Here is a 13,019-nt window from a genome sequence, read left to right on the forward strand (position 1 = left end):
CAAAACGCTTATACAAATGCAGTACAACAAGCGGAAGCATTAATTAATCAAGCTGATCATCCAACATTGGATAGAACACAAGTTCAACAACTTACAGAAGCTGTTACAAATGCGAAAAATCACTTACATGGCGATGAAAAACTCCAAAATGATAAACAACTTGCAGTTAATAATTTAAATCAACTTAGTGGTTTAAATGACGCGCAACGTGACGCATTTGAAAGTCAAATCAATCAAGAACCAACGCGTAATATGGTCGCAGAATCCATATCTCAAGCAAATGCATTAAATCAAGCAATGGTTTCATTAAGAAATGCAATTCAAAATGAACCACAAGTTGAATCTAGTAGTCAATTTATTAATGAAGATACACCTGAGCAAGAAGCGTATAAACAAGCCGTTTCAAATGCCAAAGCAATCATCAATGAAACAACAAATCCTATCATGGATAAAGCTCAAGTAGATGAAACATTACAAGAAGTAAACGACGCTATCGCCAATCTACACGGTGATCAAAAACTTGCTCAAGCACAACAACAAGGAATCATTGATTTAGATGGACTTAACAATTTAAATCATGATCAACTTGAATCTGCGAAAGATGCGGTTAACCAAGCGCCAACAAGAAATGATGTTGCTCAAATCGTCCAAACTGCAAATCAACTTGACCAAGCAATGGGAAGACTTAAAGATTTAATGAATCAAGCAAATAGAGAAAGTGTTGAGCCTAATTACACAGAAGCATCAACTGATAAGCAGGATGCATTCAACTTAGCGTTAACAAATGCATCACATATTACAGATACACAAACAGGTCCAAACGCAACTCAAACAGAAGTTGAAAATGCAATAACATCGTTACAACAGGCGATGAACGATTTAGATGGAAACGCACGTGTAACTAATGCAAAAGCACAAGCTATCCAAGATATTGATCGACAACCACATCTCAATGATGAACAAAAATCAACGATGAAAGACCAAGTTAATCAAGCAACTACGTTAAAATCAATCGAACAAATAGAAGATAAGTCACATCAATTAGATCATGCTACTGATCAATTACAACAAGCGATTGATGAGCACAATCATGTAACAAATACTGTTGACTTCACACAAGCTGATCCTGACAAGCAAGCTGCATATAATCAAGCAGTAGCACAAGCACAACAACTTGTATCTCAAAATGCGACACAACAAGAAGTTGAACAAGCGATTATAGCGATTGAAAATGCTAAACACGATTTAAATGGTGATGAAAAGGTTACAGAAGCAAAAGCAAATGCAGCTCAACACCTTGATCAATTAACTGCTTTAAATCAAGCACAACATCAAGCGATAATTGATAGCATCAACAATTCTAACGATGTGAATGACATTCAAAATATTGTTAACGAGGCTACTACGTTAAATCATGCTATGAATGAACTTCAACAAGCGGTTAACGATAATAATGAACCAACGAAACAAAGTGGTAATTATATTAATGCCGATACACAACTCAAACATGATTTTGTTGAAGCTATCACAAATGCTCAACAAGCATTAGATCATCCAACTGGATCTAATTTAACAACTGATCAAATCAATCAACTTAAAGATGCGATCAATCATGCGAAAGATGCATTAAATGGTAATCAAAGATTAAATGATTCCAAATCTGATGCATTAAATAAATTAGATCAATTAACACATTTGAATAATGCTCAAAAACAAATGGCACAACAACAAATTAATTCTGCTAGCACGTTAAACGATGTGACTCAAGCAGTTCAAAAAGCGGCAACTTTAGATCAATCAATGAATAGTTTAAATCAATATGTTCAACGAACAGAAGCACCAGTGAAAGCAAGTTCAAATTACATCGATGCTGATGAGGCATTAAAAGCGAATTATAACACTGCTTTAGATCGTGCAAATGATGTATTGAACAAAGCTAAAGGTAATGCATTAACGAATGCTGAAGTAGAGGCTTTAAAACAAGCGATCATTAATGCTGAAAATGCCCTTAATGGTGATCAAAATGTTACTAAAGCTAAAGGTAAAGCAGATCAATTTATCGATAGTTTAGAAAATTTAAATCCAAATCAAAGAAACTTAGCACATCAATTAGTTGCTCAAGCTGATGATTTAGATACCCTTAATAACATCATTAATAATCAAATTGATTTAGATGATGTGATGAAAGCATTGAAAGATATTGTAAATAATGATGTTCCAAATAGTGAAAATAGTATTAATTACCAAAATGCAGATGATGATACTAAAGCGAACTTCACTCAAGCTAAAGATCAAGCCATAAAATTATTAAAAGGTACTGATGATGAAGTTGGAGATACAAACGATATCCAAGGTGCAATTCAAGCACTTAAAGATGCTATGAATCAACTGAATGGCGATGCTAGATTACAAGATGCTAAAAACAAAGCAATTCAATCTATCAATAAAGCATTAGCAGATAAATTAAATGATATTGATAATGCAAATGCGACTGAGCAAGATAAGATAGATGCTAAAAATAAAGCCGAAGCACTGGCTAATCAAACAATCAATAATATTAATAAAGCAACAACGAATCAAGCAGTTGATAATGTTGAAAATATAGATAGTCAAGCTATTGATCAAATTCATGCTAACGAAATACCGAAAGCTCAAAATGATGCTAAGCAAGATATTAATCGACAAAGTCAAGATTTATTGGATGCAATCGACCATAATCCAGATCTATCTAATGCAGAAAAAGAAGCATTAAAAGATCAAATTCGTCAATTACAACAACAAGCGAATGTTGATATTACAGGTGCTACAACTAAAGAACAAATTCAAAATGCCAAAGATCAATTCAATAATGCATTAAATCAACTTAAAGATTTAATTCAGTCTAAAGTAGATGCTAAACAAGCGATAAAAGATATCGCTAACGCAAAACGCGATGAAATTAATAGCAATCCAAATCTTACAGATGATCAGAAAGTAAAAGCATTAAAAGAAATCGATGATTTTGAAAATAAAGCATTGATTAATATCGAAAATGCAAGAACAAAAGATGACATTTCAAATGTATTAACTAAAGCCATTGATCAAATTCAAAATGCACCTATTTGGGAAGTAGATCAACAACCAGTCACACATGAATTACCAAAAGCATCAGCTCAACAGGTATTAGTTAATGGTGAAATTATTGTCCAACGTGACGAAGTGATAACTGACGAAGATGTGCTTAAACATATCAACTTAAGTGATCAAATTAAAGCTAAAGTATTAGACACACCTAATACGACAAACATCTCTGATGATTTAGAGGCACGCGTTGAAATCACTCTAGCTAATGGATCAAAAGTGATTGTTCATGTGCCAGTTAAAGTAATTGAACAAGCGTTAATAGTAGCTAAAAATCAAGCCATTAAAGATATAGAAGATCTAGCCCAAAATAAAATTAACGATATTAATAACAACACTACTTTAACAAAAGCACAAAAAGATGCTGCGATTGCTGAAGTGAATAAATTAAAACAACAAGCCATTGACAATATCAATAAAGCAACGAATCAAGAGGACGTTGATCATGCTAAACAAAGTGGTCAAGACCAAATTTACCACTTTAACCCTAATACATTTACAATTGATCAAGCGAAAGTTAAAGCACAAAATGCGATTGAAGACGCAATCAAACAAAAAATAGATGAAATTAACGCTAGAAAAGATCTATCAGATAAAGAAAAACAAGATGCAATCAAACAACTTAATAAGTTGAAAGACAATGCTATCCAAGCAATTAACAAAGCAACATCTTTATCTGAAATCCATAAGCAAAAAGATCAATATCAAGCAACAATTAACCAATTCAAACCTGTTGCTAACGACTTAGCGAAACATAAGAACAATGCCATTTCATCTATTCATCAAGTTGCTCATCAAAAATCTAGAAGTATCCAAAATAGTCCTTTTGGAACACGTAGCCAAAAACAAGATGCATTAAATAAAATCTATGATATCTTAAACAATACAATTAGAAATATAGATAATGCCCAATCACATCATGCCGTTGATCAAGCGTTAAATGAAGGTATCGCACGTATTCTATCTGTTGAAATAGTAGGATGGAATTCAAATAATCCGACTCAGTCAACACATACTCGTCCAAACTTGTCAGATTTAACAGGCGCACTTAACATTAACCAATTAGAAACATTTATGGGTACTAACGGCAATGCGACAGACAGTCTAAAAGATCTTGTAACAAATGAACACGCGAAGAAAGACACTGACGAACCTAATGACGACTTCAAACACCATAAAAATTCAAATGGATTCGTAGATTTATTAAAAAATACACTTGGATTTGTAGGTATTTCAAGTTTATTAGCGGGATTCTGGTTCATATTAGCGAAACGTCGTAAAAAAGAAGAGAAAGATGAAACCGTAGATCTTCATTCACAAGAAACTAAGAAGAACAAACACCTAATCGATGACGTCGACCACACACCATTGTTAGTAGCTAAAAAGAAAAAGAACAATGAAGAAGAAAGCAATAAGAAAGAAACTGAATCATCTAAAAAGAAACACACATTAAAGGGAGATGATTCACACGTTGCACCACTGATTGCTAAAAAGAAAAGAGAAAGCAAAGAGACATCAACGAATACAAAAGGAAAAGCACCAACTAAAAATAAAAAAGTCGTCGCTTCCAAAAAGAAGAAAAAGAAATCTAAAAAATCTTCTAAACGTAAAAAGTAATCGTTCCTCAAAATAAAGGAGCACCGATTGAAATCACTTCAATCGGTGCTCCTTTTTATTATTTGGCTTTTAATATTTTATATAATGCTTGTTGTGCATGTTGATTAGCTTCTTTATTTTGATCTCTAGGTACCCATTTTACAAACAATAAATCAAAGTCTTGCTCTAAAATCTCTAATTGTTCAAAATAAGGTTTGAATTTAGCATTTTTAACATATCCTGCTTCTACACTATCTGCAATTAACTTTGAATCAGTGTAAAGTAGGGCATTATTCACTTTTAGTTCTCTAGCATGTTCTAATGCATGGATACAAGCTGCCCATTCAGCACTATGATTATCCATTTCTCCTAAATCATGAGTAAACACGTGATGTTGATCTTCCTCTTTAATAACAATAGCACATGCACTTCTTCCAGGATTCCCTTTAGTCGCAGCATCAAAATTAATTTTAGCCATATCTACACCTACTTCATTTATATGTTCTAAACTAGTCTCATCATCTGTACTTTAATTAAATCACAATAATAAGTACAAATTCATCCAATTTCAATTATTATAAATAAAATCGCTTTACTCAATTAGAATATTAAGCAAAGCGATTGATATTTAATAGGTAACTTAAAAACCTTCATCTAACTTAGTAATTTTACCTTTACGGTAGAATGATTTGGCAATGTATCCGAATGGTACATTAAAAATAGTAGATACAAGTTTTAAAACATATGTCGTTATAAAAATTTCAAAAACTGCCATACCAGGTAAACTACCTATAAATGCAATGGATACAAATAATGCTGTATCAATGATAGAGCTAATTATTGTACTTCCATATGCTCTAATAATGAAAGTTTTATCTGAACTAAATAGCTTTTTAATTAATGAAAATATAAATACATCCACGTGTTGACCAATGATATAAGCAACAATTGAACCTAAAGCAATTCTAGGTACAACATCAAAGATGGCATGAAAAGCATTTTGTGCAGTATCTTCTGGGGATGGAATAAAATGTAAAGACATTTGCATGACGATAATCATAACCAGTGTTGAGGAAAAACCTAACCAAACTGCACGTTTTGCGACCTTTCTTCCGTATATATCATTTAAAATGTCCGTCGCTAAATAAATAGAAGCAAACATTACATTACCTAAAGTAGCTGAAATGCCAAAAATTTCTACAGTTTTGATAACTTGTATATTTGCGATGATCGTACCAATCGCAACCCATGCTAGTAATCCTTGTTTCCCAAACATGCGATACATCGCTATCATTAAAATAAACGTCACTAAAAACGTTGCAACTCCAAACAATTCATTATACATATCATTTCCTCCTAAATTTTGTTAATGCGGGTGTTTAGAAACCGCTAAAATAACTTAACCATTTTACTCTAAAACAGTATTTTATGCAATCCGTTTTCCAAATCCACGAAACGTTAAATTCTATGAATATTGAAATATCAGAAAGACAAATTGATTGTTGTTCAATCATGGATAATAAATGCTATAATATCGACATGTGAATTAATGAGTCTAAGACAGTAGATAAGACGAACTTGGCACAAAAGAAATGTCATATGCGCTACACTAATGTCACGAACTCTTTATTTGCGACATAAAAAAATTCTATAGCTAAAGGGAGTGAAGAGTATCCTTACTTATTCCGAACAACAAGCTATAAATCAAATTGATCAATTATTGACTACGTATTGTCATCAATGTCCATTAAAGTCGCATATAAGAAAGACTGAAAACAAGACACAGGCACATCATTTTTGTATCAATGAATGTTCAATTGGTAAACAAATTAAACAAATAGGAAATGAACTTCAATAGGAGGTTATTGTTATGGAAATTGTTTCAATCTCAGAAACACCGAATCACAATACAATGAAAATCACTTTAAACGAAACACGAGAAGACATGAAATCGAATACGTATACATCAGCAGAAGAAGGTCAACCCGAATTCATAAATGCCTTATTTGATATCGAAGGTGTGAAATCTATTTTTTATGTCATGGATTTCATTTCAGTTGATAAAGAGGATGAAGCAGATTGGCAAACGCTAATCCCTCAAATAGAAGATAAATTCAATCAATAAGTAAATCTGATTGCATGGAGGGACAGAGACTATGGAAATTTTACGTGTAGAACCTACACCGAGTCCTAATACGATGAAAGTCGTCTTGACAGAGAAAAGGCAAGATAATCAATCTAATACTTATATAACCATTAATGATCAACAACCACAATTTATCAATGACTTATTAGAACTTGATGGTGTGAAGTCCATTTTCTATGTTATGGATTTCTTAGCAATCGATAAACAGCCTAAAGCCGATTGGGAAGACGTCCTACCTTTAATTACTTCTACCTTAAATAAGGAAGAACATTCACAACAAGAAACACAACCAGATGAACACTTTGGAGAAGTTAAAGCTGAGGTGTTAATGTTTAAGGGGATACCATATCAAATCAAACTATCCACTGGACATGATGAAAAGCGTAAACAATTACCTGAATTTTATGTAGATAGTATGCTTAAAGCTCAAAAAGATAGCGATAACGTAGTATTTTTAAGAAAATGGGAAGACTTTGGTATTCGATATGGTGATATCGACGACGTTATGAATGACGTATATGAAGAAACATTAGCACTATATCCAGAAGAACGAATTCAACAACTCATTACAGAAGCATTAGAAACAGATATTGTCATTCCAGAAAGCCAATATCATCGTGTATCACTTGAAACGTATCAACAAGCTTCAGACTGGAAAGAAAAATTAAGAATGTTGAAATCATTCCCAACACCGACTTTTGATGATATTCCTTTATTAGACGCTGCATTAAATGAAGAGAAGGTGCCACTCCGTCGTGAAGCGATTGTGTTATTAGGAATGATTGAAGATCGTCAAATCCTACCATATATATACAAAGGATTACATGATAAAAGTCCAGCAGTACGACGTACAGCAGGAGACTGCCTAAGCGATTTAGGATTTAAAGAGGCACTACCAGAAATGGAACAAGCACTTGACGATCCTCAAAAAATCGTTCGTTGGAGAGCAGCTATGTTTATATTTGATGAAGGAAACGAACAACAATTAGTTAGTCTTAAAGCACATGCCGATGATCCAGCGTATGAAGTAAAATTACAAATCGAAATGGCCATTTCTAGAATAGAAAAGGGTGATGAAGCACTCGGCTCTGTTTGGAAACAAATTGCGAATAGAAATAAATCCTAATCAATGAATAAAGGAGAATATCAATATGAATGCATATGAACAATATATGAAAGAACTCGCTCAACAAATGCGTTCTGAACTAACAGATCACCAATTTGAAAGTTTAGAAACGAGTGAAGCTGTTGAATCATACATGAAACAAGTCAATGATAATGACACAACTTTCGTCGTTATCAACTCTACTTGTGGTTGTGCTGCCGGATTAGCACGACCAGCAGCCGTTGCAGTTGCAGAACAAAACGAAGCGAAACCAACAAATAAAGTCACTGTATTTGCCGGACAAGATAAAGAAGCAACCGCAACAATGCGTGAATATATTCAACAAGTACCATCCAGTCCATCATTTGCATTATTTAAAGGTCAAAATCTAGTCCATTTTATACCAAGAGAGCATATCGAAGGTAGAGATATCAATGACATTGCAATGGACTTAAAAGATGCTTTTGATGATCATTGTGACGTAAAATAATCAAATTTTATCACATATTAATGATAATTATAGGGTAGTAAGAGTAGTACAGTTTTCTTAGAACACTTTGAGGTGCGAGGCTGTGCTACTCTTTTTGTATGCTTTTTTGACTAAATAAATTAAATTTTACACATATCTGGCTTACTACTTTTTTCAACGATTAAATCTCAGTATAATAAAATTAATGTTAAATGTTGGTAGTCATGCCAAAGATACATCAATACACACTATTAAGAAAGGATGTCATCATTATGCTCAATTCATTTGATGCAGCTTACCACGGTCTCTGTGAAGAAATTCTAAAAATAGGAAATCAAAGAGATGATCGTACACATACAGGAACCATTTCTAAATTTGGACATCAACTAAGATTTGATTTGTCTAAGGGATTTCCATTATTAACCACTAAAAAAGTATCTTTTAAACTCGTGGCAACAGAATTACTATGGTTTATTAAAGGAGATACAAATATAAAATATCTTCTTCAATATAATAATAATATTTGGAACGAATGGGCTTTTGAAAATTACATCAACTCAGAAGACTATCATGGACCAGATATGACAAACTTCGGACATCGTTCTCTACAAGATAGTGAATTTAATGAATTATATAAAGTTGAAATGAAAAAATTCAAAGAAAATATTTTAAACGATGATACATTTGCGCAAAAATACGGTGATTTGGGCAATGTATATGGTAAACAATGGAGAGATTGGGAAGACAAAGATGGTAATCATGTTGACCAACTTAAAACTGTGATTGAACAAATCAAACAACATCCTAATTCAAGACGACATATCGTGTCTGCTTGGAATCCTACTGAGATTGATACTATGGCGTTACCACCATGCCATACGATGTTCCAGTTTTACGTACAAGATGGAAAATTAAGTTGTCAATTATATCAACGTAGTGCCGATATCTTCTTAGGCGTACCATTTAATATTGCAAGTTATGCATTACTTACTCATCTCATTGCTAAAGAATGTGGCCTCGAAGTTGGTGAATTTATTCATACTTTTGGTGATGCACATATTTATTCTAATCACATGGATGCAGTCGAAACACAGTTATCTCGAGATAGTTTCAATCCACCACAAATTAAGATTAATACTGATAAATCAATATTTGATATTAATTACGAAGACATAGAATTAATCAATTATGAATCACATCCAGCTATCAAAGCACCTATAGCTGTATAGTATTTAAAATATTTTTTGTATCTTAGTATAATTATGAGAAATTTTTCAATTTTTATCATAAAATTATCAGTATCAACGACGTTATTGTAACGAATTGCATTCAATTTATGTTACATTAAATTTATGAAACTGATGTATTAATGCCCACATACCAAGGAGGACAACGAAATGACATTATCTATTTTAGTCGCACACGATCAACAAAGAGTCATAGGGTACCAAAATCAATTACCATGGCACTTACCTAACGACCTTAAACACGTTAAACAATTAACGACAGGCCATACGTTAGTAATGGGCCGAAAAACGTATGAATCAATTGGAAAGCCTTTACCCAACAGACGAAATGTGGTTTTGACTAAAAATAAGTCATTTCATCCCGAGGGTGTGGATGTCATTCATTCTTTTGAAGAGATTCAACATTTAGAAGGCCACGTATTTATTTTTGGTGGTCAAACACTATTTGAAGAAATGATCGATAAAGTAGACGATATGTTTATTACTGTGGTAGATGGAAAATTTCAAGGTGATACATTCTTTCCTCCTTACACTTTTGAAGAATGGGAAGTTGAGTCATCAGTTGAAGGGAAACTAGATGAAAAAAGTACAATTCCACACACATTTTTACATTTAATAAGGAAAAAGTCATAGGAGGAGTTATTTATGGTTAAGCAAGTTATCGTTACGGATTCTACATCAGATTTACCCCAAAGCTATTTAAAGGAGAATTCAATTAATGTTATACCTTTGAATGTTACGATTGATGGTAAATCATATATTGATCAAATTGAAATTACTTCTGAAGAATATATTGAATATATGGAACAAGATGCTGATGTTAAGACAAGTCAACCTGCTATCGGTGAATTTATCAACCTATATGAAGAACTTGCAGGAGACGATGTAGAGATTATTAGTATTCACATGTCATCTGGCTTAAGTGGTACATATAACACTGCATATCAAGCGAGTGAAATGGTAGATGCAAATGTAACAGTCATTGATTCTAAATCAATTTCAAATGGTTTAGCATATCAAATTAAACATATTGTTGAATTGATCGAACAAGGTACATCTACAACTGACATTGTAAAAAGCGTTAAAGAATTACAAGAAAACACTAAGTTATTTGTAGTCATTGGACAATTAAATCAACTGATTAAAGGTGGCCGTGTAAGTAAGACTAAAGGACTTATTGGTAATATCATGAAAATCAAACCAATAGGTACTTTAAATGATGGCAAATTAGAATTAGTACATAACGCGAGAACTCAAAATACTAGTATTAATTATCTAAAAAAAGAAATTTCAGAATTCATAGAAAATCATAAAATTAAATCAGTAGGCATCACACATGCAAGTGCATTAGATTTTGTAGATAAAATTAAAAGCACTTTTACAGAAGCATTTAATTGTCAAGATTACGATGTTAATATCACAACACCTGTTGTCACGACGCATACAGGAAAAGGTGCTATTGGTTTAGTTGTCGTTCGAGAAAAATAATAATCGCTTTCAATGTCTTAAAGCCTTTGAGCGTTTATCTTTATTTCTAACTAATAATATCGTAAATTATTAACAAGAATAGGAAGGAGGCAATCAAATGGCTTATGCGACATTAGCTGGTGGTTGTTTTTGGTGTATGGTTAAACCATTCACATCATATCCTGGCATTGAATCAGTAGTCTCTGGATATAGTGGTGGTCATGTAGAAAACCCTACTTACGAACAAGTATGTACAAATCAAACAGGACATGTAGAAGCTGTCCAAATTACTTATAATCCAGAAATAACTTCATTCGAAAATATATTAGATGTTTATTTCAAGACATTTGATCCAACAGATGATGGCGGTCAATTTTTCGATCGTGGTGAAAGTTATCAACCTGTCATTTTTTATCATGACGATGAACAGCGTAAAGCTGCTATCTTAAAGAAACAACAAATTGATGAACAAGGTATATTTAAGAAACCGGTTATCACACCAATCAAACCATATAAAAATTTCTATCCTGCAGAAGATTATCATCAGGATTACTATAAGAAGAATCCTACACACTATGAACAATACCAACGTGGTTCAGGCAGAAATGCATTTATAGAAACACATTGGGGGTCTCAACATGATTAAAAAGAACAAAGACGAACTTAATGATATGGAATATCTTGTTACCCAAGAAAATGGTACCGAACCACCATTTCAAAATGAATATTGGAATCATTTTGAAAAAGGTATTTATGTAGACAAACTATCAGGCAAACCACTATTTACATCAGAAGAAAAATTCGAATCTGATTGTGGATGGCCAAGTTTTTCAAAAGCCATTGATGATGACGAAATCATTGAATTAGTAGATAAAACGTTTGGTATGATTAGAACAGAAGTACGTTCTGAAGATGCCAACAGTCACTTAGGCCATGTGTTTAATGATGGACCAAAAGAAATGGGTGGATTGAGATATTGCATTAACTCAGCAGCAATTCAATTTATTCCTTATGATAAATTAGAAGAATTAGGTTACGGTGACTTAATACAACACTTTGAGAAATAGGAGTGAAATACTATGTTTAAAAAATTATTTGGCAAAGGTAAAGAAGTAGATAAGAATATTCAAATTTATGCACCATTATCAGGAGAATATGTGAAAATCGAGGATATTCCAGATCCTGTATTTGCTCAAAAAATGATGGGTGAAGGCTTTGGTATTAATCCAACTGAAGGTACTGTAGTATCTCCTATTGAAGGTAATGTAGATAATGTATTCCCTACAAAACATGCAATTGGATTAAAAGCAGAGAATGGCCTTGAATTATTAGTGCATATCGGGTTAGATACAGTTCAACTTGATGGAGAAGGCTTTGAAGTACTTGTAGACAGTGGAGATACAGTTAAGGTTGGAGATCCAATTATTAAATTTGATGTTGAATACATTAGAAACAACGCAAAATCAGTCATTTCTCCAGTCATTATTACTAACTCTGATCAAACAGCATCAATTCATTTCGAAGATGTCAACGCAGTTGTTAAAGGCGAAACAAAAGTTATTGATGTAACTATGAACTAATGAAGAACTATTCATTTTATCAATTTGCTATGACAGTTAGAGGTAGAAAAGATGATAAAGGACGCTTAGCTGAACAAATTTTTGAAGATTTAGCATTTCCGCGTCATGAGAATGATTTCAATACTCTGTCTGACTATATAGAAACGCATGGAGATTTTACATTATCTATGTCTGTGTTTGATGATTTATACGAAGAATACACTGAATGGTTAAAATTTTAGCATACACATTTTAAGAGGTCGGGACGTAAGCGTTTAAGATTTGAATTGCTTAAAATGATAAACAAATA

At 32.8% G+C, this 13,019-nt stretch carries 14 protein-coding genes (1 of these 14 cut by a window edge); 12 read left to right on the plus strand and 2 right to left on the minus strand.

Going from position 1 to position 13,019, the window contains the following annotated elements; translation table 11 throughout:
- Nucleotides 1-4,737 carry the 3' portion of a hyperosmolarity resistance protein Ebh gene (gene ebh / locus ssp1_RS06745; protein ID WP_118828157.1) on the plus strand. It extends 23,766 nt beyond the left edge of the window, so only the last 4,737 of its 28,503 coding nucleotides appear in the window; its start codon lies beyond the left edge, outside the window; its stop codon occupies nucleotides 4,735-4,737.
- A 58-nt stretch (nucleotides 4,738-4,795) separates the two neighbouring features.
- Here the strand turns inward: ebh and ssp1_RS06750 are convergent, their stop codons facing one another.
- Together ssp1_RS06750 and ssp1_RS06755 are read right to left on the minus strand one after the other, a co-directional pair.
- A complete protein-coding gene (locus ssp1_RS06750; protein WP_049424743.1) occupies nucleotides 4,796-5,194 on the minus strand; it encodes a ribonuclease HI family protein in 399 nt (132 codons plus the stop codon).
- A 162-nt stretch (nucleotides 5,195-5,356) separates the two neighbouring features.
- The gene (locus ssp1_RS06755) at nucleotides 5,357-6,061 is read right to left on the minus strand and encodes a queuosine precursor transporter (RefSeq protein ID WP_107560734.1); all 705 of its coding nucleotides are present in this window, start codon (nucleotides 6,059-6,061) and stop codon (nucleotides 5,357-5,359) included.
- Between the two features lie 318 nt (nucleotides 6,062-6,379).
- Between ssp1_RS06755 and ssp1_RS06760 the strand changes: the two genes are divergently transcribed.
- The 11 genes from ssp1_RS06760 to ssp1_RS06810 all read left to right on the plus strand — a co-directional run bounded on the left by ssp1_RS06760 (nucleotide 6,380) and on the right by ssp1_RS06810 (nucleotide 12,951).
- Nucleotides 6,380-6,574 (plus strand): zinc-finger domain-containing protein, encoded by a 195-nt coding sequence (locus ssp1_RS06760; protein ID WP_075778788.1) that lies wholly within the window; start codon nucleotides 6,380-6,382, stop codon nucleotides 6,572-6,574.
- A gap of 12 nt (nucleotides 6,575-6,586) precedes the next feature.
- Nucleotides 6,587-6,841 (plus strand): NifU N-terminal domain-containing protein, encoded by a 255-nt coding sequence (locus ssp1_RS06765; protein ID WP_002451168.1) that lies wholly within the window; start codon nucleotides 6,587-6,589, stop codon nucleotides 6,839-6,841.
- Between the two features lie 31 nt (nucleotides 6,842-6,872).
- Entirely contained in the window at nucleotides 6,873-7,988 is a 1,116-nt protein-coding gene (locus tag ssp1_RS06770) for a conserved virulence factor C family protein (RefSeq protein ID WP_075778789.1), read from the plus strand.
- A gap of 25 nt (nucleotides 7,989-8,013) precedes the next feature.
- On the plus strand, nucleotides 8,014-8,457 hold the full coding sequence (gene brxA, locus ssp1_RS06775; protein ID WP_075778790.1) for a bacilliredoxin BrxA: 444 nt from the start codon (nucleotides 8,014-8,016) through the stop codon (nucleotides 8,455-8,457).
- A 251-nt stretch (nucleotides 8,458-8,708) separates the two neighbouring features.
- Nucleotides 8,709-9,665: a thymidylate synthase gene (locus tag ssp1_RS06780; protein WP_075778791.1), complete on the plus strand. Its 957-nt coding sequence runs from the start codon at nucleotides 8,709-8,711 to the stop codon at nucleotides 9,663-9,665.
- A 168-nt stretch (nucleotides 9,666-9,833) separates the two neighbouring features.
- Complete coding sequence (locus ssp1_RS06785) at nucleotides 9,834-10,316, plus strand: dihydrofolate reductase (protein ID WP_002451172.1); 483 nt, start codon at nucleotides 9,834-9,836, stop codon at nucleotides 10,314-10,316.
- A 12-nt stretch (nucleotides 10,317-10,328) separates the two neighbouring features.
- Nucleotides 10,329-11,171: a DegV family protein gene (locus ssp1_RS06790; RefSeq protein ID WP_075778792.1), complete on the plus strand. Its 843-nt coding sequence runs from the start codon at nucleotides 10,329-10,331 to the stop codon at nucleotides 11,169-11,171.
- 97 nt (nucleotides 11,172-11,268) lie between these two features.
- The gene (gene msrA, locus ssp1_RS06795) at nucleotides 11,269-11,796 is read left to right on the plus strand and encodes a peptide-methionine (S)-S-oxide reductase MsrA (protein ID WP_075778793.1); all 528 of its coding nucleotides are present in this window, start codon (nucleotides 11,269-11,271) and stop codon (nucleotides 11,794-11,796) included.
- Complete coding sequence (gene msrB / locus ssp1_RS06800) at nucleotides 11,789-12,217, plus strand: peptide-methionine (R)-S-oxide reductase MsrB (RefSeq protein ID WP_002451175.1); 429 nt, start codon at nucleotides 11,789-11,791, stop codon at nucleotides 12,215-12,217. The genes msrA and msrB overlap by 8 nt, the downstream gene beginning before the upstream one ends.
- Before the next feature lie 12 nt (nucleotides 12,218-12,229).
- Complete coding sequence (locus ssp1_RS06805; RefSeq protein WP_002451176.1) at nucleotides 12,230-12,730, plus strand: PTS sugar transporter subunit IIA; 501 nt, start codon at nucleotides 12,230-12,232, stop codon at nucleotides 12,728-12,730.
- The gene (locus tag ssp1_RS06810) at nucleotides 12,730-12,951 is read left to right on the plus strand and encodes a YozE family protein (RefSeq protein ID WP_002451177.1); all 222 of its coding nucleotides are present in this window, start codon (nucleotides 12,730-12,732) and stop codon (nucleotides 12,949-12,951) included. Before ssp1_RS06805 ends, ssp1_RS06810 begins: the two co-directional genes overlap by 1 nt.
- The last annotated feature ends 68 nt before the right edge of the window (nucleotides 12,952-13,019 follow it).

This window comes from Staphylococcus sp. M0911, from assembly GCF_003491325.1.
In the GTDB taxonomy this organism is placed as follows: Bacteria; Bacillota; Bacilli; order Staphylococcales; family Staphylococcaceae; genus Staphylococcus; species Staphylococcus warneri_A.

Coding starts and splice junctions, on each gene's coding strand:
- ssp1_RS06750 (WP_049424743.1), bottom strand. CDS start 5,194: ATGGCTAAAATTAATTTTGATGCTGCGACTAAAGGGAATCCTGGAAGA.
- ssp1_RS06755 (WP_107560734.1), bottom strand. CDS start 6,061: ATGTATAATGAATTGTTTGGAGTTGCAACGTTTTTAGTGACGTTTATT.
- ssp1_RS06765 (WP_002451168.1), top strand. CDS start 6,587: ATGGAAATTGTTTCAATCTCAGAAACACCGAATCACAATACAATGAAA.
- ssp1_RS06770 (WP_075778789.1), top strand. CDS start 6,873: ATGGAAATTTTACGTGTAGAACCTACACCGAGTCCTAATACGATGAAA.
- brxA (WP_075778790.1), top strand. CDS start 8,014: ATGAATGCATATGAACAATATATGAAAGAACTCGCTCAACAAATGCGT.
- ssp1_RS06780 (WP_075778791.1), top strand. CDS start 8,709: ATGCTCAATTCATTTGATGCAGCTTACCACGGTCTCTGTGAAGAAATT.
- ssp1_RS06785 (WP_002451172.1), top strand. CDS start 9,834: ATGACATTATCTATTTTAGTCGCACACGATCAACAAAGAGTCATAGGG.
- ssp1_RS06790 (WP_075778792.1), top strand. CDS start 10,329: ATGGTTAAGCAAGTTATCGTTACGGATTCTACATCAGATTTACCCCAA.
- msrA (WP_075778793.1), top strand. CDS start 11,269: ATGGCTTATGCGACATTAGCTGGTGGTTGTTTTTGGTGTATGGTTAAA.
- msrB (WP_002451175.1), top strand. CDS start 11,789: ATGATTAAAAAGAACAAAGACGAACTTAATGATATGGAATATCTTGTT.
- ssp1_RS06805 (WP_002451176.1), top strand. CDS start 12,230: ATGTTTAAAAAATTATTTGGCAAAGGTAAAGAAGTAGATAAGAATATT.
- ssp1_RS06810 (WP_002451177.1), top strand. CDS start 12,730: ATGAAGAACTATTCATTTTATCAATTTGCTATGACAGTTAGAGGTAGA.